This window comes from Amphritea pacifica (genome assembly GCF_016924145.1).
In the GTDB taxonomy this organism is placed as follows: domain Bacteria; phylum Pseudomonadota; class Gammaproteobacteria; order Pseudomonadales; family Balneatricaceae; genus Amphritea; species Amphritea pacifica.
This window is the reverse complement of the sequence record NZ_JAFFZO010000036.1, coordinates 1-18,969: the sequence shown is the minus strand read 5'-3', so window position 1 is coordinate 18,969 and position 18,969 is coordinate 1. Positions and strand designations below refer to the sequence as shown.

General features: G+C 51.4%; 21 protein-coding genes. 8 read left to right on the top strand and 13 right to left on the bottom strand.

The window, feature by feature from the left end:
- The first annotated feature begins 12 nt into the window (after nt 1-12).
- Nucleotides 13-696, top strand: coding sequence for a Crp/Fnr family transcriptional regulator (locus JW499_RS18015; protein WP_205211888.1), 684 nt, complete (start codon nt 13-15; stop codon nt 694-696).
- Between the two features lie 89 nt (nt 697-785).
- Here the strand turns inward: JW499_RS18015 and JW499_RS18010 are convergent, their stop codons facing one another.
- The 8 genes from JW499_RS18010 to JW499_RS17975 form a co-directional block, all read right to left on the bottom strand.
- Complete coding sequence (locus JW499_RS18010; protein ID WP_205211887.1) at nt 786-995, bottom strand: cold-shock protein; 210 nt, start codon at nt 993-995, stop codon at nt 786-788.
- Between the two features lie 254 nt (nt 996-1,249).
- Complete coding sequence (locus JW499_RS18005) at nt 1,250-2,443, bottom strand: DUF2157 domain-containing protein (protein ID WP_205211886.1); 1,194 nt, start codon at nt 2,441-2,443, stop codon at nt 1,250-1,252.
- Nucleotides 2,440-3,042, bottom strand: a complete 603-nt coding sequence (locus JW499_RS18000; RefSeq protein WP_205211885.1) for a hypothetical protein — start codon at nt 3,040-3,042, stop codon at nt 2,440-2,442. Before JW499_RS18000 ends, JW499_RS18005 begins: the two co-directional genes overlap by 4 nt.
- Before the next feature lie 154 nt (nt 3,043-3,196).
- Nucleotides 3,197-3,688 carry a DinB family protein gene (locus JW499_RS17995; protein ID WP_205211884.1) on the bottom strand — a complete coding sequence of 164 codons (492 nt, stop codon included), beginning with the start codon at nt 3,686-3,688 and terminating at the stop codon, nt 3,197-3,199.
- A gap of 172 nt (nt 3,689-3,860) precedes the next feature.
- Nucleotides 3,861-4,499 carry a hypothetical protein gene (locus tag JW499_RS17990; RefSeq protein WP_205211883.1) on the bottom strand — a complete coding sequence of 213 codons (639 nt, stop codon included), beginning with the start codon at nt 4,497-4,499 and terminating at the stop codon, nt 3,861-3,863.
- A gap of 6 nt (nt 4,500-4,505) precedes the next feature.
- Complete coding sequence (hemL, locus tag JW499_RS17985; RefSeq protein ID WP_205211882.1) at nt 4,506-5,795, bottom strand: glutamate-1-semialdehyde 2,1-aminomutase; 1,290 nt, start codon at nt 5,793-5,795, stop codon at nt 4,506-4,508.
- A 33-nt stretch (nt 5,796-5,828) separates the two neighbouring features.
- Nucleotides 5,829-6,458 (bottom strand): thiamine phosphate synthase, encoded by a 630-nt coding sequence (gene thiE, locus JW499_RS17980; RefSeq protein WP_205211881.1) that lies wholly within the window; start codon nt 6,456-6,458, stop codon nt 5,829-5,831.
- A 26-nt stretch (nt 6,459-6,484) separates the two neighbouring features.
- Nucleotides 6,485-8,227 (bottom strand): chloride channel protein, encoded by a 1,743-nt coding sequence (locus JW499_RS17975; protein ID WP_205211880.1) that lies wholly within the window; start codon nt 8,225-8,227, stop codon nt 6,485-6,487.
- 157 nt (nt 8,228-8,384) lie between these two features.
- Between JW499_RS17975 and argC the strand changes: the two genes are divergently transcribed.
- Both argC and erpA read left to right on the top strand, forming a co-directional pair.
- Complete coding sequence (gene argC / locus JW499_RS17970; RefSeq protein ID WP_205211879.1) at nt 8,385-9,416, top strand: N-acetyl-gamma-glutamyl-phosphate reductase; 1,032 nt, start codon at nt 8,385-8,387, stop codon at nt 9,414-9,416.
- Between the two features lie 86 nt (nt 9,417-9,502).
- The gene (gene erpA / locus JW499_RS17965) at nt 9,503-9,853 is read left to right on the top strand and encodes an iron-sulfur cluster insertion protein ErpA (protein ID WP_091361657.1); all 351 of its coding nucleotides are present in this window, start codon (nt 9,503-9,505) and stop codon (nt 9,851-9,853) included.
- Nucleotides 9,854-9,921: 68 nt separating this feature from the next.
- Here erpA and JW499_RS17960 read toward each other — a convergent pair whose 3' ends face one another.
- The gene (locus tag JW499_RS17960; RefSeq protein WP_205211878.1) at nt 9,922-10,122 is read right to left on the bottom strand and encodes a hypothetical protein; all 201 of its coding nucleotides are present in this window, start codon (nt 10,120-10,122) and stop codon (nt 9,922-9,924) included.
- Between the two features lie 98 nt (nt 10,123-10,220).
- On the opposite strand from JW499_RS17960, the gene JW499_RS17955 reads away from it, so the two are divergent.
- The 4 genes from JW499_RS17955 (at nt 10,221) to JW499_RS17940 (ending at nt 12,540) form a co-directional block, all read left to right on the top strand.
- The gene (locus JW499_RS17955; protein WP_205211877.1) at nt 10,221-10,604 is read left to right on the top strand and encodes a hemerythrin domain-containing protein; all 384 of its coding nucleotides are present in this window, start codon (nt 10,221-10,223) and stop codon (nt 10,602-10,604) included.
- A 64-nt stretch (nt 10,605-10,668) separates the two neighbouring features.
- Entirely contained in the window at nt 10,669-11,874 is a 1,206-nt protein-coding gene (gene hmpA / locus JW499_RS17950) for an NO-inducible flavohemoprotein (RefSeq protein ID WP_205211876.1), read from the top strand.
- Between the two features lie 4 nt (nt 11,875-11,878).
- Entirely contained in the window at nt 11,879-12,028 is a 150-nt protein-coding gene (locus JW499_RS17945) for a hypothetical protein (RefSeq protein ID WP_175483605.1), read from the top strand.
- 83 nt (nt 12,029-12,111) lie between these two features.
- The gene (locus tag JW499_RS17940; protein WP_205211875.1) at nt 12,112-12,540 is read left to right on the top strand and encodes an Rrf2 family transcriptional regulator; all 429 of its coding nucleotides are present in this window, start codon (nt 12,112-12,114) and stop codon (nt 12,538-12,540) included.
- A gap of 19 nt (nt 12,541-12,559) precedes the next feature.
- Here JW499_RS17940 and JW499_RS17935 read toward each other — a convergent pair whose 3' ends face one another.
- Together JW499_RS17935 and JW499_RS17930 are read right to left on the bottom strand one after the other, a co-directional pair.
- Nucleotides 12,560-13,678, bottom strand: coding sequence for an anhydro-N-acetylmuramic acid kinase (locus tag JW499_RS17935; RefSeq protein WP_232846502.1), 1,119 nt, complete (start codon nt 13,676-13,678; stop codon nt 12,560-12,562).
- 28 nt (nt 13,679-13,706) lie between these two features.
- Nucleotides 13,707-15,104, bottom strand: coding sequence for an OapA family protein (locus tag JW499_RS17930; protein WP_205211874.1), 1,398 nt, complete (start codon nt 15,102-15,104; stop codon nt 13,707-13,709).
- A gap of 365 nt (nt 15,105-15,469) precedes the next feature.
- On the opposite strand from JW499_RS17930, the gene tyrS reads away from it, so the two are divergent.
- Entirely contained in the window at nt 15,470-16,768 is a 1,299-nt protein-coding gene (gene tyrS / locus JW499_RS17925) for a tyrosine--tRNA ligase (RefSeq protein WP_205211873.1), read from the top strand.
- A 416-nt stretch (nt 16,769-17,184) separates the two neighbouring features.
- Here tyrS and JW499_RS17920 read toward each other — a convergent pair whose 3' ends face one another.
- Nucleotides 17,185-17,976, bottom strand: coding sequence for a hypothetical protein (locus JW499_RS17920; protein WP_205211872.1), 792 nt, complete (start codon nt 17,974-17,976; stop codon nt 17,185-17,187).
- A gap of 88 nt (nt 17,977-18,064) precedes the next feature.
- The coding region (locus JW499_RS17915) for a hypothetical protein (RefSeq protein ID WP_205211871.1) at nt 18,065-18,969 on the bottom strand (905 nt) is incomplete at its 5' end.

Genomic DNA, 18,969 nt, shown 5'->3' with positions numbered 1-18,969 from the left:
AGTAGCTCTACCATGTCAGAATCCAGATTGCAGGCAGTCATCGGTGAACACTTCCTGTTTTCATCGTTATCGCAACAGGCCCGTGAAACACTGGTGCAGCACTGTCGTACGACAAAACTGAAAAATGATGAAACCCTGTTCAGTCAGGGGGGCGAAGCCCATAGCTTCTATCTGGCGCTCAGCGGTGCGGTGAAACTGTTTCGGGTATCCCCGGATGGCCAGACCAAGGTGATTGAAGTGATCCATGCTGGCGAGGCCTTTGCTGAGGCTCTGATGTTTATGGATCAGATACGTTACCCGGTCAATGCGTCAGCGATGGGCAGTGCCGAGGTGATGGTGATCCCCAATAAGCTTTATAAAGAGATGCTGCTGGCCGCCCCCCAGAGTGCGATGAAGCTGATGGGCACCATGGCGGTTAAACTGCACCGGCGGATCAAAGAGATTGAAACCCTGACCCTGCAAAACACCCGTCACCGGCTGGGCAATTATCTGTTCGGTCTGGCGCCGGATCCGGCGGCAAAACAGTGTGTCTTCCAACTGCCGATGGCGAAACAGCTGATCGCATCGCAGTTAGGCATGCAACCGGAAACCTTCTCCCGACTGATCAAAGAGATGAAGACCCAGGGGTTGATTGAGGTGAACGGGGCTGAGGTACAGGTGCATGATCTGCAGGGGCTTCGGGCGTTTGGTCACTGACGATTTCCGGCAGCTGAGTCCGCGGTATTACTGAGATAAAAAAAGGGCAGACCCCGAAAGGTTTGCCCTTTTTTACATCTGGCTATCGATCAGATAGCAACAATGTTTTCAGCCTGAGGGCCTTTAGGACCACAGGTGACAGTAAACTGTACCTGCTGGCCTTCAGCCAGGGTTTTGAAACCATCGCTGATGATTGCGCTGAAGTGAGCAAAAACATCGGGACCGGAGAGCTGCTCGATAAAACCAAAACCTTTAGTTTCGTTGAACCATTTAACCGTGCCGGTTGTTGAATTAGACATAATAATATCCTGAAATTTAAATAGAGTAGTGCCTTCAAAAGGCTTGAATCGCATCAAAATGTAGACTGAGACTTAGAAACTGCAGGACGTGGTGTTACGAATAAAACAACGCAATGTAGGATGTAAATATGAGACTTCTTTCTAGCTGCCGATCACTGTATAGCGTTAGTGCGGGCTTGTATATAAGTTTCTGAGTTTATCTGTGATCCACGGAGGGGCGGTTACCAGCATGCAGCTTTAGCCGGCCATCTGATTCAGATGCGTTGCTTTACTTTGATGGCGATGGCGCCAACGCCGAGGAAGGCAATCCCGAGGAGCACCAGTGTGACAGGCCAGCCCAGCGAGTTGGCAAAATACTTCTCAGAGAAATAGACCATGAAGCCGAACATTGCCAGAACGGTTGTTAATAGTAGTGCCCGGCTTTGCAGTACCACGCAGGCATAGAGACCCGAGGCGGCTACGGCCAGATAGAGCAGTTCCACTCTGGTGTTCTGTACCAGGTCGAACAGACCGCAGTAGACCATGATCGAACCGAAAAAATAACCGAGAGCAACCAGACGGGGATAACGTCTCGCTTTATGCATACCGTAAGCGGTAAAGATGATGCACAGACCGGTGATCAGCGTTGCCCAGTTGCTGGAGGTGAACAGATTCATACGGTCAAATAAGCCGCTGTTCAGCCAGCAAACACCTATCAACAGGGCGGGTTCTGAAAGTAGTTTATACGGTGTTTTTTCCAGAGCATCTCCCACCAGAAATACTGAGGCACCCAGTGCAATGGCACTATACGCGATGGGGACACCGAGGATGTCGAGTCCCACCTGTAAAAATCCATAGCTGAAAAACAGGCTGGTAAACAGCAAAGCCGTACGTCGATATTTAAAAAACAACGCTCCCTGATGCAGGGCCATCACGGCAAACACGCACAGTACGGCAGTCCGCCAGTTGTCTCCTTTGGGATAGAATTCGTTCATCAGCACAAACCAGCCACCGGTCATCATCGTTACCGAAGCGACGGTCAGGGGCAGAATGAGTTTGGGAAACCGGTTTTCATGCAGTGCGCTGACAAGCACGATAAACAGGATATAGCCGATACCCAGGGTTGAGAGAATGCGCATTGTACTGCCCATACTGTCCCAAAACATACTGATATAGGTGCTGACACCGGCGAGAATAAAAATCCCGCCGAGATAGGCAAACAGGGTTCTGGCAATTTCCCCCTTGCTACGATTGTCGGTTGCGCCGGTGGCACAGAGCTGTCTGTGAAAAGTGCTTTCAACATCGTCGGGGGTAATGTCGTAACGGTTCATCAACTGGACAATATGGTTTAAGGCTCCGGCCTTGTCCGTGACGCTGGATATTCCCAGAACGCCCGCCAGCAGTGGCCACCCCCAGATGCCACCACCAATAAGCACGATGATGACGATAAAGATCAGTAATGTGGTCATGGCGAGACGATCCAGCCGATGAAGTGGGCGTTACCCCGGTAGTACTGGCCAGTCATATTGGGCAGAGGGATGCTTCGTCCTCCTTTGCTCAGCACCGCCTGATGGCGATAACCTGAGGCATAAAACAGATCACCGAAAACATTGCGGGATCTGTTATTAGCGACGCTGAATTCGTAGCCATCCGGAGCAATGCTGGAGGAGTCTACGGCCACGCCCTGAAGATCGGGCAGATCGATCACTCTGGTGTCCGGCCCTCCGTCCGTTGAGGCCGGTTTGCTTTGACCCGGAAAAACCTGCCCTGGAGGCAGCACATAGGCGATCTCCTGAACTCCTCCGGTTTTAGCCTTGTAGCGCCAGATACGGGGCTTCTGGTTGTTTGGCATTTTGCCCAGATCGATGACCTGAACCGAACGGTTGATCACCGAAATCTGCACGCCATTCTGATAGTTATAGTATTCGGTGGCGAACAGCAGATCGTATTGCGGCGGGGCAACCAGAAGTGCGGGTATCCCGGATATCAATAAAAACAGTACAACCAGCAACAGAGGCAAACCCAGGCCAAAAGCGATAGTGGGATTCTCTCGGAGGAAACTCTTCATAACCGGTGTCCTGCTACGGGATGATGGAAATAATAACGCCGCGATTAATTTACGCGTTACAGTATATCAGGACATTTGGCTGCGGCTTAGCAGACCCAGATCAGGCTGTTGATCATGCAGATGTTCCCGGACTGATCATTTTTGCACGTTTGCTTTAAAGCACAAAAGGCAGATCGGTGACACCAAAATCGATATTCAACTGACTCAGGGCCGCGGTGAGCTGTCCCCGGTGATGAGTGCTGTGGTTAAACATATGGGTTGCCAGCAACCATGCAGGTTTAGTCCGCGATTTTCCATCGACTTTACTGACATAGGAAAAATCGCTTTCCAGCCAGCTTTGCTCCAGACGATCCGCCCAATCGATGATGTTCTGGTCCCACACTTTTCTTGTGTCAGCGAGTTCGGAGAAATCCGGGTAAAGAATACCCCCAAACTCAGGCACCTTATCATCCTGATCCATAAAGCGGGATAACCAGGCAATATCACCATACATAAGATGATCCAGAGTGCCATGGATCGATTTGAAGAACAGCTTCATATCCGCCCGGCGTTGTTGATCCGGAATGGCGGCGCAGGCGTTGTAGAGCTGATCATTCATTCTTGCGTTGTAGCGGGCCATGGTTTGACAATAGCTGGGGCTAATCATGGGGGATTCCTTTTCAATTATGCCTTCTGGAACACAGGTAAAGTCTCACTTCCAATCTGACGGAGAGTGTATCAGATCAGCGTGAGTTTCCAGTGACTGGTCGTGAGGGAGAGCTCATCCCGGGAAGGTGGAGCCTGACCGGCTTTTCTGACGTTAGCTTTTGTCAGGTCTGTCAGGCTTGTTGCTGATTAAACCGAACCATCTGTTTAATTGACATCGCGCAAAGGGGCAGAGCTGCTGCCAGCAGCAGAGGGTACAGATAGTTGCTATCAACCAGTGGGCTGGAGACCAGATTACCGGGGCCGGTCAGCATCAGGGCGACCGCCATATTGATTGCCGCCAGCAGGGTAATACTGCGCAGTTGTTTCTCACCGGTCATGAAGGCTGAGGCGAGCATGGCTGCGCTGACGGCAACCGCAACCATCTGTGTATAGATCTCGCCATGCTCCATCCGCCGTAACAGCTCAAACAGGGCGAACAGGCCGATCAGCCAGCGTCCCCAGGCGGGGCGACTCCAGTGACTGTTGCGGGCGCTGACCAGCATAGCGCTGGCCAGCAGTGGGATGGCGGCATAGTAGGCCAGATTGCTTAGCAGACGCTGGAAGGTTTGCAGATCTATGCTACTGCTGGCAAGCGACAGCGTTGTCAGCAGGTCAGCAAGGGCGGCAACGCCGATAAACGCCAGACTCAGTGATGCGGCTTGGAGTGTGGCTTCAGGCTGATCATCAACAAGGGACTGCGCGGCGCGTTTAAGGAGCAGTGCCGAGGCCATTGAACTGATGATTAGCGCAACCAGTGTCAGGGTGTGCAATACAGCTTACTCCGCAGCCAGTCTGGCAAATACCCGGCCAGCCGCTTCGATGGTGGCGTTGATATCCGCTTCGGTGTGCGCCTGAGACATGAAGCCTGCTTCAAACGCAGACGGTGCCAGATAGATTCCCTCGTCCAGCATGCCATGGAAGAAACGGCCAAACTTATCGGCATCGCACTTCATCACTTCAGCGAAGCAGGTGACCTGCTCCTGATCGGTGAAAAACAGACCGAACATACCACCAACCTGGGTGGTGGTGAATGGCACGCCGTGACGCAGTGCCATCGCTTCGAAGCCCTGCGTCAGCAGTTCCGTTTTAGCACTGAGTTTCTCGTGGAAACCCTCCTCTTGAAGGGCGGTCAGCATCGCCAGACCGGCCGCCATCGCCAGTGGGTTGCCGGACAGTGTGCCAGCCTGATAAACCGGTCCCAGAGGTGAGATGTGTTCCATAATCTCTCGTTTGCCTCCGAAGGCACCGACCGGCAGGCCACCGCCGATAACCTTGCCCATGGTGGTCAGATCGGGAATGACACCGTAATAACCCTGGGCGCCCGTCAGAGAAACCCGGAAGCCGGTCATCACTTCGTCCAGAATCAGCACGGTGCCGTACTGGTCACAGATCTCACGCAGGCCCTCCAGGAAGCCCGGAACAGGAGGAATGCAGTTCATGTTGCCGGCAACCGGCTCAACAATAATACAGGCGATTTCGTTGCCCGCTTCTGCAAACGCTTCACGGACATTGTCGAGGTCGTTGTAGGTGAGGGTAATGGTGTGTTCAGCCAGACTGGCGGGGACGCCCGGAGAGCTTGGTTCGCCCAGGGTCAGCATACCGGAACCTGCTTTCACCAGCAGCGAGTCAGAGTGGCCGTGGTAGCAGCCTTCAAACTTTACTATTTTGTCACGCCGGGTATAGCCACGGGCCAGGCGGATAGCGCTCATGGTGGCTTCGGTACCGGAGTTAACCATCCGTACCAGATCCATGCCCGGCATCATCTCGCAGACCTTGTCCGCCATTTCGATCTCAATCGCGGTGGGCGCACCGAAGCCCAGCCCCGAGTCCATGACGTTGCGGACAGCATCCATAACCGTTGGGTGTGCGTGACCCAGAATCATCGGTCCCCATGAACCAACATAGTCGATATATTTATTGTCATCCTCATCGAACAGATAGGCCGCTTCACCGCGCTTGAAGAAGATCGGCGTACCACCGACACCTTTAAAGGCGCGAACCGGTGAATTAACGCCACCAGGAATATGGGCCTGTGCGGCCTGAAATAAAGATTCTGAACGGGACATGATGAACTCTCTTAAATTCGTGTCGTGAGCGGATCAGTTAAACAGACTGTCAAACTGTCCGGCCCGGGCGCAAATATCATCGCAGGCAAACAGACTGTGGATCACTGCGATCATATCCGCCCCGGCTGAAATTACCTGCCCTGCATTATCCATATTAATGCCGCCAATCGCTACCACCGGAACGGGTAGTGTTGATCCAGCTTCAGCTAACAGAGTAATGGGTGCAGGCGTGGCATCGGGCTTGGTACTGGAGGGGAAAAAGGCGCCAAAGGCAACATAATCAGCGCTTTGCTGACAGGCGGTCTGGGCCAGTGTCAGCGAGCTGTGGCAGGTGCTGCCGATAATGGCTTCCCTGCCCAGATATTCACGGGCCTGGCTGATGTTCCCGTCACTCTGACCCAGATGAACGCCATGGGCTCCGCAGGCCCTGGCTAACTCAGTATCATCGTTGATCAGCAGAGGGCGATGATACTGATTGCACAGATCCACCAGTGCCAGTGCCTGTTGCAGGCGTTTTGTCTGATCGGTTGATTTGTCCCGGTACTGAATGATGCGGGCACCGCCCCGCAGAGCCTGCTCTACCTGGAACAGCAGGTTGTCGGTATCTGGCATAAGAGTACTATCGGTAATGGCGTACAGGCCTTGTAACGGGTGTTTTGTCATCGGTGGATCACTGCTATATTTGTGGGTTAATCGATTTTCTGGGTATAGAACTGTTCCACCTGTTCCCGGGTCAGGGTGCCGGTAATCTCTTTGCTGTAGTTCTGTATCCAGAGGGCATCCAGCCGTTCACTGTTCATCCGGTCCAGGGCTTCTTTCAGGGTTGCGTTGATGCCCAGAGAGACAATATCTTTGCGGATGGCGGGCACTTCCAGAAGATCCAGTTCAAGCTGTGGGTCAAAGCCGTTCAGTTCGCTCTCCCGGTCGATAAAATACTGTAGATCTGCTGGTAACAGAATATAGCGGGGAATTCCCTGGTTATCCTCCAGTACCAGCCACTCCGGTCGTTGTTCCAGTGCTTTTATGGCGGATTCACAGCCGATAATCCGGTCACAGCGGACAAAACTGGTATTCATTACACTGGCAACCCCCAGGCGGGACAGCACCTGAGTCAGCGGTTCCTGACGGTAGTCCAGCCCCTGTGCTTTGAGAGAACTGAGGAAGATCGATGGCTGATTAAAAAAGAACCGCACGGTGGTGCTGGCGACCACAATAGCCAGCATCCCGGGGAAGATGATATTGGGGTTGCCGGTCAGTTCCAGCAGTGCGATCAGGGCCGCCAGTGGTGCATTCAGTACGGCTCCCATCATCGCACCCATCCCCAGCATGGCGTAGAAGCCCACACCGGAATAACTCTCGCCGGTATAATAACCGACCAGCAGGGCGAAGGTCGCGCCGGCTACGGCACCGATATAAAGTGTCGGACCGATCAGCCCGCCGGGAATGCCCAGACCGAGAACAATGGGCGTCAGTAACCATTTAGCGATGAGTAATCCTGCCAGCAGTGCCAGGCTGGTGTGGCCCTGTAATACCTCTGAAATGGTGTCATATCCGAGCCCCATGACCTGTGGATACCAGATCGCAACCAGACCCGTTAGCGCGCCTGAAATCAGAAGTTTGATCCCCAAAGGCCAGCTAACTGACTTCTGTGTTTGTACCATAATGCGGATAAATCCCCCGGCGAGTAGCGCACAGATAATGCCCAGTAAAATTACAAAAGGGATTTCGGCGACCGACTGAATCTGCAATGCCGGGATCGTAAATGCTGGCTCCGTGCCATAGGTCACCCGGATCAGCAGGGCGGCGGTGACAGAAGCAACCAGCACCGGGGTAAAGCCGATCACGGTATACTCCATCAGAATCACTTCCATGGAGAAGATCACCCCGGCCAGCGGTGTATTAAAAGCGGCGGATATCGCGGCGGCCACCCCGCAGCCGACTAATAATCGCAGCGTGTTGTTGGGCAGTTTAAGCACCTGACCGATAAGACTGCCGCAGGCCGCACCCAGATGGATGGCCGGCCCCTCCCGACCAACGGAGTGGCCGGTTAGCAGTGCAATAGCGGCACCGAAAAACTGCACCAGCATATTTTTCGCAGGCAGTTGTCCCTGATGGTAACTGAGCCGTTCGAGCACATGGACAACCCCGACTTTGCGGCTGGAGGGGGGTAATTTCCACAGCAGTATTAAGATTGCGATGCTGCCGCCAGGCGGCAGCATCATGCGTACCCAGGTGGGTAATGCTTCAAAATTTTCGCTGTTAGTATCCGGTAGCCAGACTTCCAGAGGGAGATCTATCAGCAGCCGGAAGGCCAGAATGAGCAGGCCTGAAAGCAGTCCGGAAACAATTCCCAGAAGCACCAGTTGGGGCAATGCCTCCGCATGGGCCAGACGGTTACGAAAGTGAGCGAATGTGAGGGAGTCTTTGAACATCCGGAACGAGTCAGCCTGTATTTAAAAGTGCTTTAAAGTAAGACGTGGCCGGGGCTTTTCGTGGTGTATTTTACTGATAGCCAATAGTAATGCCCCTCAAGGGTTTGTATCATACGCACATAGAATAGAAAACCGTAGAACGATTTGTGAGGTCAAAGTGATCAAAGTAGGTATCGTAGGCGGCACCGGGTATACCGGCGTAGAGCTGCTAAGATTGTTGGCGAACCATTCTCAGGTATCGGTCGAGGTGATTACCTCCCGCTCTGAGGAAGGGATGCGAATTGACGATATGTACCCTAATCTGCGTGGTCACTACGATCTGCAGTTTACGGTCCCGGATGTGGCGACCCTGGCGCAGTGCGATGCAGTGTTCTTTGCAACCCCGCATGGCGTGGCGATGAAGATGGCCCCTGAGCTGGTTGAACGGGGTGTGCGGGTGATCGATCTGGGGGCCGATTTCCGCATTAAAGATCTGCAACTCTGGTCTCAATGGTACGGTATGGAGCACACCAGCGCAGAGCTGGCTGCGGAAGCGGTGTATGGTTTGCCTGAGGTGAATCGTGAAGCGATTAAGACCGCGCAGATGATCGCCTGTCCGGGATGCTATCCAACAGCGACCCAGCTGGGTTTTCTGCCGCTGGTTGAAAATGGTCTGATCGATCATCGTCGTCTGATTGCCGATGTGAAATCCGGTGTCAGTGGTGCCGGTCGCGGAGCCAGTGTCGGTTCGCTGCTGTGTGAAAGCAGTGAAAGCATGAAGGCCTATGCGGTTGCCGGCCATCGCCACCTGCCAGAGGTGAAACAGGGATTAAGTGAAGCGGCGGGTCGTCCTGTGGGTCTGACGTTTGTACCCCACCTGACACCGATGATCCGGGGGATTCATGCAACCCTTTATGGCATTCTGAAAGATCCGGTTGATGGTTTGCAGGAGCTGTTTGAACAACGTTATGCGAATGAGCCGTTTGTGGACGTGATGCCTGCAGGCAGTCTGCCTGAAACCCGCAGTGTCAAAGGCGCCAACATGTGTCGTATCAGCGTTTTCCGGCCTCAGAACGATGATACGGTGGTGGTATTGTCGGTGATCGATAACCTGGTCAAAGGGGCAGCAGGGCAGGCAATTCAGAATCTCAACATTATGTTTGGCTTTGAAGAAACAGAGGGCCTGCGTCACGCCGGGATGATGCCATAAACAGGAATTATCTATACTTGACTAATTTACTTGGTTAATAAGATAATAGCGCCTGAACAGGCAAAATCGATTTAAGTGGAGCAGATATGACAGAGATGACTGACCAGCAGCCGGAGATGGTTTTTTCCGATTCCGCAGCGGCAAAGGTAAGAAGTCTGATCGAAGAGGAACAGAACGATAACCTTAAACTACGGGTATTTATTACCGGAGGTGGGTGTGCCGGGTTCTCTTATGGCTTCACATTTGATGAGGCGATAGCCGACGATGACACCGCAATAGAAAATCATGGCGTCACCATGGTGGTAGACCCGATGAGCTATCAGTATCTGGTGGGATCAGTGGTGGATTACAAGGAGGGGCTGCAAGGCTCCCAGTTTGTGATTAATAACCCAAATGCCACCACAACCTGTGGCTGTGGCTCCTCTTTCTCCATCTGATTGCACATCTGTTACCACAGTTAAAAAGCCAGCATCTGCTGGCTTTTTGCTTTTCGGTCATTGGGTGATTAACCCAGCACGTGGGAAATATATATTTTTGCTGTCAGACCAAACAGTGTCAGGCCCCCTAATATTCCGAGAAAAATAGTCCGCCCTTCACGATTAGCTCCCGCTTTCAGCGATACGTGCCAGACGCTCCAGAGCTTAAAAACAATCATTCCGATAACCGCAATAAAGACACTGATTTCGCTTGTAGACCAGATAACCATTGTCTGATTCTCCAATAATATTCATTTGACATGAATATTATATCTGAATAACATTCATTTCAAATGAATATTAAAAAGATCTGTTCAGGAGTCAGGCAATGAAAAGATCAGCACTTCTTAAATCTCTGAGCCGTGAGCACCATGGCGCACTGGTTTATGCCAAACGGTTGCTGGATCTCTCGCAAAAAGACCCCCGTTTAATGCAGAGCTATTGGCGGGATATTTGTGAGGTTGTGCAAGCAGAGCTCAAGACCCATTTTGCCGAGGAAGAGAAGCTGGTTGAGGGGATCAGTGAACCGCTGTTGGCGCGCTTCAGAGATGAGCACCGGCTGCTACGAGCGTTATTCAAGAGTGAGGATGCCGACCAGTTGAAGCGATTTGCTAACCTGCTCAGAGAGCATATTCGTTTTGAAGAGCGGGAGTTATTTCCCTGTTTAGAAGCGCGTTATTACGATGTTTTGCAACAGAGTCAGGTGCGCTGAAGTAGTGATGCAGCGTCTGGTAATACATAAATCAAATAAAGTTTTGTCAATTTAAAGGGTGGTTATGCAAACAGAAACAATAGCTATTGTGAAAGCGACAGTGCCTGCTATTCAGGCCTCGGGAGAGGCGATCACACAGCATTTTTACGAACTGCTGTTTGCCGAAAATCCAGAGCTTCAGCATCTGTTTAATATGGCGAGTCAGGCCAGCGGTCGGCAACAGTCAACCCTGGCAGCCGCTATTCTGGGATATGCGGCGAATATCGATAACCTTGGCGCGCTGGGTGGTGCGGTTGAGAAAATCGCCATGAAGCATTTCAGTCTGGATATAGCCCCGCCGCAGTATGAGGTTGTCGGGCGTAATCTGCTAAAGGCGATCAGAGCGGTGTTGGGGGAAGACGTGGCAACCGATGCTGTTCTGCAGGCATGGGCAGAAGCGTACCAACAGTTAGCAGATATTCTGATTGGCCGCGAACAACAGCTCTATGCGCAGGCTGAAGCAGAGGGATGGTCTGGTTTTAAAGCGTTCAGCGTTACCCGTATCGTCGATGAGAGCGATGAAATCCGCTCCATCTATTTGCGTCCTGTCGATGGTAAACCGCTGCCTGCATACCTTCCTGGTCAGTTCATCAGTATGAAAGTCGTCAACCCGGACTGGGAACATGAAGAGATACGTCAGTATAGCCTGTCTGACCGTCATACCCCCGAGGGGTATCGCATCTCAGTTAAGCAGGAGCCTGCGCCGGTTGCGGGCATTCCTGAAGGGCGGGTGTCTAATTATCTGCATACACAGATCGGGGTGGGGAGTCAGCTGGCGATCCATATGCCCGGTGGTGATCTGCTGCTGCAGCAGAATAATCGTCCTGTGGTGCTGATTAGCGGAGGCGTGGGGATCACCCCGATGCTGAGTATGCTGAATGAATTGCTGCTCAATCAGGATGGCCGAAAAATTGTCTGGCTGCATGGTACCCGTAACCAAAAGAGTCATGCATTTGCAGAACATATTCATTGTCTGAAAAGGGACTACCCTGAGCTGACCGCAGCTACCTTTTATGATGATCTGAGCGGTGCCCGGCAAGGGGGGGATTATGATCACCAGGGTCATATTACAGCGGACTGGCTGGCGCATTATTGCCCGGAGGATGCCGAATACTATTTTTGCGGGCCTGTCCTCTTTATGAAAGCGATCTATCGGCAGTTGAAAGCGCGAGGTGTCGAGGATGAAAGGCTTCACTATGAAGTCTTTGGACCGGGGGAAAGCCTGGCTTAAACAGATGAAACTGATTCTTAAGAGTGCAATGGTTGCCGGAGTGATGTCGCTGTTCTTCTGTTTCAGTACTGATCAGTTGGGCGTGTGGAGTAAACTTTATCCACAAGCGGCGGCACTCGCGGCATGCTGCAATTTGTTGTTACGGCGATTATGATTGCTTCCGCTATGGCGAGGCAATTAAACGGGGTATAGTTGTCTATGCCCCGTTTTTTATTGTTTCTGACTTGAGGAGTGGCTATGAGACTAAGCGCTTTCACCGATTTTGGCCTGCGAACATTGATGTATCTGGCTACTCTGGAAGAAGCGCGGTTGAGTAGCGTGGCAGAAGTGTCCGCCGTCTATCAGGTGTCCCAGAGTCATATGGTGAAAGTGATTGGGCAACTGGCTAAACTGGGATATGTGCAGACGATACGCGGTAAGAATGGCGGCATCCGGCTGGCGCAGTCCCCTGAATCGATCAATATTGGCGATGTCATCGAACAGTTGGAAAACCATCTGGATGGTGTTGATTGTCTGTCAACGTCCTGTCAACTGCTGCCTTGCTGTGAATTAAAAAAAGCACTGATGGAGGGGATGCGGGCGTTCATTGATACCATGCGTCAGTACACGCTGGCCGATCTGATGGTAAATAAGCGGCAACTGATCCCGTTGCTGGCCGCAAGTTAGGTTTGACATTTCAGACGAGTCAGCCCCGGTAAATTGCCCCCAGGGGGCGGTATCCTGCCGCGCCGGTGACGTCCGGAATATTACCGCTCAGATGGTTGAGGGTGCGGTAGGCCAGCCAGGCAAATGCCGCCGCTTCAACCCAGTCCGGGTCGAGGTTTAGCTCTGCGGTGGTGCTCAGGTAGTGCGGTTCAAGCAGCTCAGTCAGGCGGGCCTTCAGCAGGCTGTTATGGCTGCCTCCGCCACAGAGAAAGACCTGCAGATCGCTCAGTTGATGGCTTTTGATGGCGCCGGCAATCGACATAGCGGTCAGTTCCAGCAACGTGGCCTGAACATCCTCTGGCGGAGGGCTTACTGCGAGGGCATTCACCTTCTGCTCCAGCCACTGCAGGTTAAACTGCTCGCGTCCAGTGCTCTTCGGGGCCGGTTCATTGAAGTAAGGCAGCGCCAGCATCTGCTGCAGCAACTGAGGGACTATTTTCCCCCGGGCCGCCCAGCGTCCATCCCGATCATAGCTTTCATGCTTGTGTTGCATTATCCAGCTGTCCATCAGCACATTGCCGGGACCGGTATCGTAACCCCTGATGGGTTTGTCTTCAGCGGCTTCGAGAATGGTGAGATTGGCCATACCGCCGATATTCACCAGAACCCGGTTCACTGTTGTGTGACGAAACAGGGCGTTGTGAAACGCGGGCACCAGCGGTGCCCCCTGACCGCCAGCGGCCATATCACGGCGGCGGAAGTCGCCGATGGTGGTGATGCCGGTGCGTTCGGCGATCAGATTCGGATCACCGATCTGCAGGGTGAAGTTTGCTTCGGGTCGGTGACGAATGGTCTGCCCGTGGCTGCCGATCGCAGCAATCTGTTTCTGCTCCAGATGGTGTGTGCTGATCAGGTTATTTACCGCGCTGGCAAACAGTTCGGCCAGTTGAAGGTCAAGCCGCCCCAGCCGTTCAATCTCATTATCACCGGGGGTTAACAGGGACAGGATGGCCGCATGGACCGCAGGAGGGATCGGTTCACTATGGCTGGCGAGCAGCTCAAATTGCGGCTCAAAGCGAACCGCTACCGCATCGATACTGTCGAGACTGGTGCCCGACATCAGGCCTATATAGACGGGTGCACAGATGGAGCCGTTCATCAATATATCTGCCTGTCGCTTACGAAGATCAGTGGGCTGCTGAGGCCAGTTGGGTTGCTTTAAACGACTCCAGCTGTGCCAGTGTTTGTTTCGCCATGGCGAAGAATTTTTGCCGCTCTGCTTTAGCTATCGGTGCAGCGTGGGGCAGTTTTACTGTCTGAGGGTTTTTATGTACCCCGTTAACCCGGAACTCGTAGTGCAGATGGGGACCTGAGGCGAGTCCGGTCTGGCCGACATAACCGATCACATCTCCCTGGCTGACCCGGCTACCGGTTTTCTGGCCTTTGCGGAAACTGTTCATATGGCCATAGAGAGTGGTGATATTACCGCCATGCTGGACGATAACACAGTTGCCGTAGCCGCCTTTTTTGCCGCGCCAGATAATTTTACCATCGCCCGCCGCCTTGATCGGTGTGCCGGTGCGAGCGGCATAGTCGGTGCCCTTATGGGCTCGTGTCAGGCCAAGCACCGGGTGCTTTCGACGTGCTTTGAAACTGGAGCTGATGCGGGCAAAGTCCACCGGGCTGCGCAGGAATGCCTTACGCATACTGTCACCTTCCGGGGTGTAGTAACTGCTATTGCCATCGCTGTCGGTATAACGGATAGCGGTGTAGGTTTCTCCCTGATTAATAAACTGGGCTGAGAGTATATTGCCTTCGCCGATCTTTTTACCCTCGAGATATTTCTCTTCGTAGACCAGGTTGAAACGGTCACCCTGGCGCAGATCGAGCACGAAGTCGATATCCCAGCCAAAAATAGCCGCCAGTTCCATAATCATCTTGTCAGACAGGCCTGCCGCAGAGGCATCCAGAAACAGCGAGTTTTCGATGCTGCCTGAGGCAAAGCGGGTCTCGATGTCTGGCTGCTTGGTTATCTCTTTAACACTGAACCCCTGATCAGTGGCGGTGAGCAGTGAGCTTTCCAGCTGATTGCGGATATGCTTCAGTTTTATCAGCTGTTTATCTTCGATGACAAAGCTCAGGGTTTGACCGGGGTAGATCCGTTTCAGAGCCTCAGTGCCTTTCACGGCAGTGCTGACCAGAAAAGCATCCCGACCGGTAAGCCCCGCGCGTTTAAAAACAGAGGTCAGGGTGTCACCACTGCGTACGGTCACATCCTTCCACACATCTGCTTTCTGCGTTGCTGGCTGAGCAGGGGACGTTAGCTTAGAGGGGAGCATCATGGCGACCTGAGTGTTCCCTGCGTCAGATGGGTGCTTGTTGTCAGGATCAGATTGCTGCGCTGCCGAGGAGAGCGGTTGTGGGTCGTTGATATGGGGTTGAGTAAAGGTTATTGGTGCATCCGAAGCGGGCGCCTCCGCAGAGGGCATCAGCATCGCTGTCAGGCCGATGATTACCGTACAGATAATGACCGCCATCAGGTGGGTGACCGGAAGATGCTTTTTTAACCGCTCAACTAGAAACACGGCAGTGTACCTCAGTATTGTAAAATTCGATGAATTATACCGGATGCTGTCACATAACCGAAATATTCACTCTGTATCGGCGAAAATCATTACAAATTAAGCGAATATTCGGCTATCCGCAGACACGATTGTCTCTTTTTTATATCAGACCGGCAGGTTTACCCGCTCGGTAGGTCTGGATCAGAGCTTCTTTTGTCAGAAAAGTTCTGTTTTGCCCGTTGCTTTATTCAGGCGAAGGAAGTCCAGAAAAAGTGACGCTTATCGCTCTATAGCAGCATCATAGGTTTGTCGGATCTGATGTGGAAGGGTAGAATACGCCCCCAATCCATGATGACTACTTATTTTGAGAAGGTAAATAGAAGGCAATGACAGACAAAACACTGCTACAGGATCTCAGTGCGCGCGGACTGATCGCGCAGATGACCAGTGAAGAAGAGCTGGAACAACACCTGGCTGAAGGTTCTGTCACCCTCTATTGTGGTTTTGACCCCACCGCTGACAGCCTTCACATCGGTTCGCTGGTGCCACTGCTGGCGCTGAAACGTTTTCAGCAGGCCGGCCACAAGCCGCTGGCGCTGGTGGGGGGAGCCACTGGTTTGATCGGTGATCCGAGCTTTAAAGCACAGGAACGCAAACTCAACGATGACAGCACCGTGGCGGGCTGGGTTGAAAAACTCAAAGGTCAGGTGAGTCAGTTTATCGACTTCGACTGTGGTGAAAACAGTGCGGAAGTGGTGAATAACCTCGACTGGACCCGTGGGATGGATATTCTCACCTTCCTGCGTGATGTCGGCAAGCATTTCTCCGTTAACCAGATGATTGCTAAAGAGTCGGTCAAACAGCGGATCGACCGGGAAGGTGAGGGGATCTCCTTTACCGAATTTACCTACATGATTCTGCAGTCATACGATTATCAGCAACTGAACGCCAGTCACGGCTGCACCCTGCAGATCGGTGGTTCTGACCAGTGGGGTAATATTACCGGTGGTACCGAGCTGACCCGACGCATGAATGGCAACAAAGCCTTTGGTCTGACCCTGCCGCTGATTACTAAGTCTGATGGTACAAAGTTTGGTAAAACTGAGTCCGGTACCATCTGGCTGTCCTCTGCAAAAACATCGCCTTACGCCTTCTACCAATTCTGGCTGCAGACTAATGACGCTGATGTGTACAACTTCCTCAGATACTTTACCTTTTTATCTATTGAAGAGATCGACGCCCTGGAGAAAGCGGATGCCGAGCGTGAAGGCCGTCCTGAAGCGCAGTCAGTCCTGGCACGGGAAGTGACGCGTCTGGTGCATGGTGAAGAGGGGCTGGTTGCTGCGATGCGCATCACTGACGCCCTGTTCAGCGGCAACCTCTCTGATCTGAGTGAAGCGGATTTTGAACAGCTGCAACTGGATGGACTGCCTTCATCAAGCCTGACGGACGTTGATCTGGCAGAGACGCCCCTGACCACTCTGCTGAGTGATGCAGGTCTGGCGGCTTCCGGTAAACAGATCAAAGATGCTCTGCAGCGTAATGCAGTCATCGTCAACGGTGCTGAGAAGGGTATGGATGACAACATGAAAGCGGCTGAAGTGTTTGCCGCTGCGAACGGCACTTATAGCCGGTTCTTCCTGGTGAAACTGGGCAAGAAAAAGCACCACCTGTTTGTGATCTGATTATTTACCTGAAACCTAAAAAAAACGCGCTGATTCGAAAGAATCAGCGCGTTTTTTTATGGCGAAACTCAGTGCATATAGAAGTCAAAATCTTCGACGGATTCTTTTAGTGCTTGAATAGCGTGTTCATAGTGTTTGATGTGACGTGATACTGACAATATCGGGAATATGAAAATAATGACAAATGCGTATACCGGCAGGTAGGGGAAAGTTATCATCGCAAAGAGTGTGAACGCTAATAACAGTAAGCGAGCAACAGCTGGTACTTAAGACGGTTCAGATTTTTGTTTAACCTGGCCATCTTTTCATTGTATTCACTGGCTTTGGAAAAACTAAGATCTTTCAATACAGAATGATTCATCGGTTACACCTCCATGTGTTAACTACTATGGCAGTCAAAGTTTGATTAGCTATAATCAATTGCTTTTGTAATGATCGAAAAGTCCTTTTCCTACTTTATAATTGAAGACTTCACCTGGTTTGGCTTCCGAGATTTCATCGTATGATAGTCCGCGAACAAAATATGATTCTTTTGTTTTATCTCCAATGATTTTAAACCTCATGAAGCATGTTGGTATATTGATTGTTGCGCCTGTAGATGAATAAGAATTTACAATACCGCAATTTGCATATTCGACCATTACCGGAGTATTTTTCTTTATAACGATAGGTAATAACAGTTCTAAAATTGTAAAAGCAAAAAAGCAGAATAGAAGCACTCTTGTTTTTATGCTTTTTTCAAGTTCCTCTCCTCTGTGTAATAGAACTCCACAACCAATCATTATTGATATGATGATGATTGTTCTTGCTGTTCCTTCACTATCATTTAAGCCAAAGTGTGTGTCAGATATTGCTGATATGAATAGTGAGTTGGAAATGATTGCGGTCCAGAATAGCAAATGAGAGAAACGATCTTCCGGTTTTTTCCCAAAAGCAGCAACCATGAACCAAGCTATCATGATATAAAGCAAAGAAAATATGCAAATAATAGCTATTGGTGTCAAGCTTACTAGCAGTGCTGTTACTACCACTGAATAATTAAAGTTTGATATTGCTGCTGCAAGAAATAATATTGTTGAAGAGGAAAACCATATTATAAACGATATTCCAATTCTAGGGCCTATTTTCATAAATAGTCGCCCTATGGCTTTGTTTGCTTTTCTGCTTATTTCGCTGGCTGGGTAGCTGAGTTCGGTTTGGAAGCCCATAATTTTATTTATGCCTTTTGATATGCTTTTAATAAAGTTGTCTTTGTTTCTTTATTTTTATAGTGGTTTTATTTTTGATTACTACGATTTATTTTGTATGAAGTCCATGTCTATCAAACAGATCGATCTCCGGGCCCATACTAGGCATAAAACGTTGCTCAGCGCGTAGTTGAGCGATCGCCTCTTTAAACTCGTCATCATCCATTGAGAACCAGTAATCGGGTTGTCGATTGGTTTTAGCATCGTAGGCGGCGGTGGTGGGGTCGCGAGGGCGAGCGGGTTCCAGCTCTGGCACATCGGGCATCGGCTGGCTGGTGTCCATATAGCGCTGGATCAGGTTCCAGACCCGCTCAAACTCGTCCGGTTGCTGGCTGGTGCTGAAACCGTGCAGGGGGATGCTGTCGAAGTAACGGTGATAGCGGTGCACCAGATGCAACTGATAGCTGAGTATGCCCTGATGGCTGGGGCTGCTGACCAGATAACAGTCGAACTCGGGGAAAGGATGGCTATAGAGCTCTTTATTGTTTTTATAGCGGGTGACCATGCCAGTGGCACGGCTGAACGTAAAATGTTTGACCGCTTTCATAAACCAGGGCATGGGGAGGTAGCCGTGCTCAGAGGCTTCCGCATAACCCCAGATCAGGCCTGAAGGGAGAAACACGTAAACGCTATATATATATATAACATCCAAGAGCTCTGTAAAAACAATGGTATCGTCGAAGAGTATATTAGCTAATACTACAATTAAAAATATGGGTGCTAAAATTACAATCCCACCCTTAGCAAACATGGTGATGTAAAAGTAGATTAATCCCCAGCGATTAAGCGAGCCTATGGTACATTGATTTTCATCCCAATAGGTTTCCCCTTTATTGTCTTCGATGCGCTGTTTAATCTCTGCAGGTGTTGGCTCCTGGATCATACTGACGGGAACCGTTTCGTTGGCCCGGCTCCACGGCAGCGGATCACCGCCCTGCAGCAGTTTAATCAGCG

Bases quoted from the DNA above. Each gene is read 5' to 3' on its own strand.
- JW499_RS18015 (WP_205211888.1), top strand. From the start codon at position 13: ATGTCAGAATCCAGATTGCAGGCAGTCATCGGTGAACACTTCCTGTTT.
- JW499_RS18010 (WP_205211887.1), bottom strand. From the start codon at position 995: ATGTCTAATTCAACAACCGGCACGGTTAAATGGTTCAACGAAACTAAA.
- JW499_RS18005 (WP_205211886.1), bottom strand. From the start codon at position 2,443: ATGACCACATTACTGATCTTTATCGTCATCATCGTGCTTATTGGTGGT.
- JW499_RS18000 (WP_205211885.1), bottom strand. From the start codon at position 3,042: ATGAAGAGTTTCCTCCGAGAGAATCCCACTATCGCTTTTGGCCTGGGT.
- JW499_RS17995 (WP_205211884.1), bottom strand. From the start codon at position 3,688: ATGATTAGCCCCAGCTATTGTCAAACCATGGCCCGCTACAACGCAAGA.
- hemL (WP_205211882.1), bottom strand. From the start codon at position 5,795: ATGTCCCGTTCAGAATCTTTATTTCAGGCCGCACAGGCCCATATTCCT.
- thiE (WP_205211881.1), bottom strand. From the start codon at position 6,458: ATGACAAAACACCCGTTACAAGGCCTGTACGCCATTACCGATAGTACT.
- JW499_RS17975 (WP_205211880.1), bottom strand. From the start codon at position 8,227: ATGTTCAAAGACTCCCTCACATTCGCTCACTTTCGTAACCGTCTGGCC.
- erpA (WP_091361657.1), top strand. From the start codon at position 9,503: ATGACAGAGATGACTGACCAGCAGCCGGAGATGGTTTTTTCCGATTCC.
- JW499_RS17960 (WP_205211878.1), bottom strand. From the start codon at position 10,122: ATGGTTATCTGGTCTACAAGCGAAATCAGTGTCTTTATTGCGGTTATC.
- JW499_RS17955 (WP_205211877.1), top strand. From the start codon at position 10,221: ATGAAAAGATCAGCACTTCTTAAATCTCTGAGCCGTGAGCACCATGGC.
- hmpA (WP_205211876.1), top strand. From the start codon at position 10,669: ATGCAAACAGAAACAATAGCTATTGTGAAAGCGACAGTGCCTGCTATT.
- JW499_RS17945 (WP_175483605.1), top strand. From the start codon at position 11,879: ATGAAACTGATTCTTAAGAGTGCAATGGTTGCCGGAGTGATGTCGCTG.
- JW499_RS17940 (WP_205211875.1), top strand. From the start codon at position 12,112: ATGAGACTAAGCGCTTTCACCGATTTTGGCCTGCGAACATTGATGTAT.
- JW499_RS17935 (WP_232846502.1), bottom strand. From the start codon at position 13,678: ATGAACGGCTCCATCTGTGCACCCGTCTATATAGGCCTGATGTCGGGC.
- tyrS (WP_205211873.1), top strand. From the start codon at position 15,470: ATGACAGACAAAACACTGCTACAGGATCTCAGTGCGCGCGGACTGATC.
- JW499_RS17920 (WP_205211872.1), bottom strand. From the start codon at position 17,976: ATGGGCTTCCAAACCGAACTCAGCTACCCAGCCAGCGAAATAAGCAGA.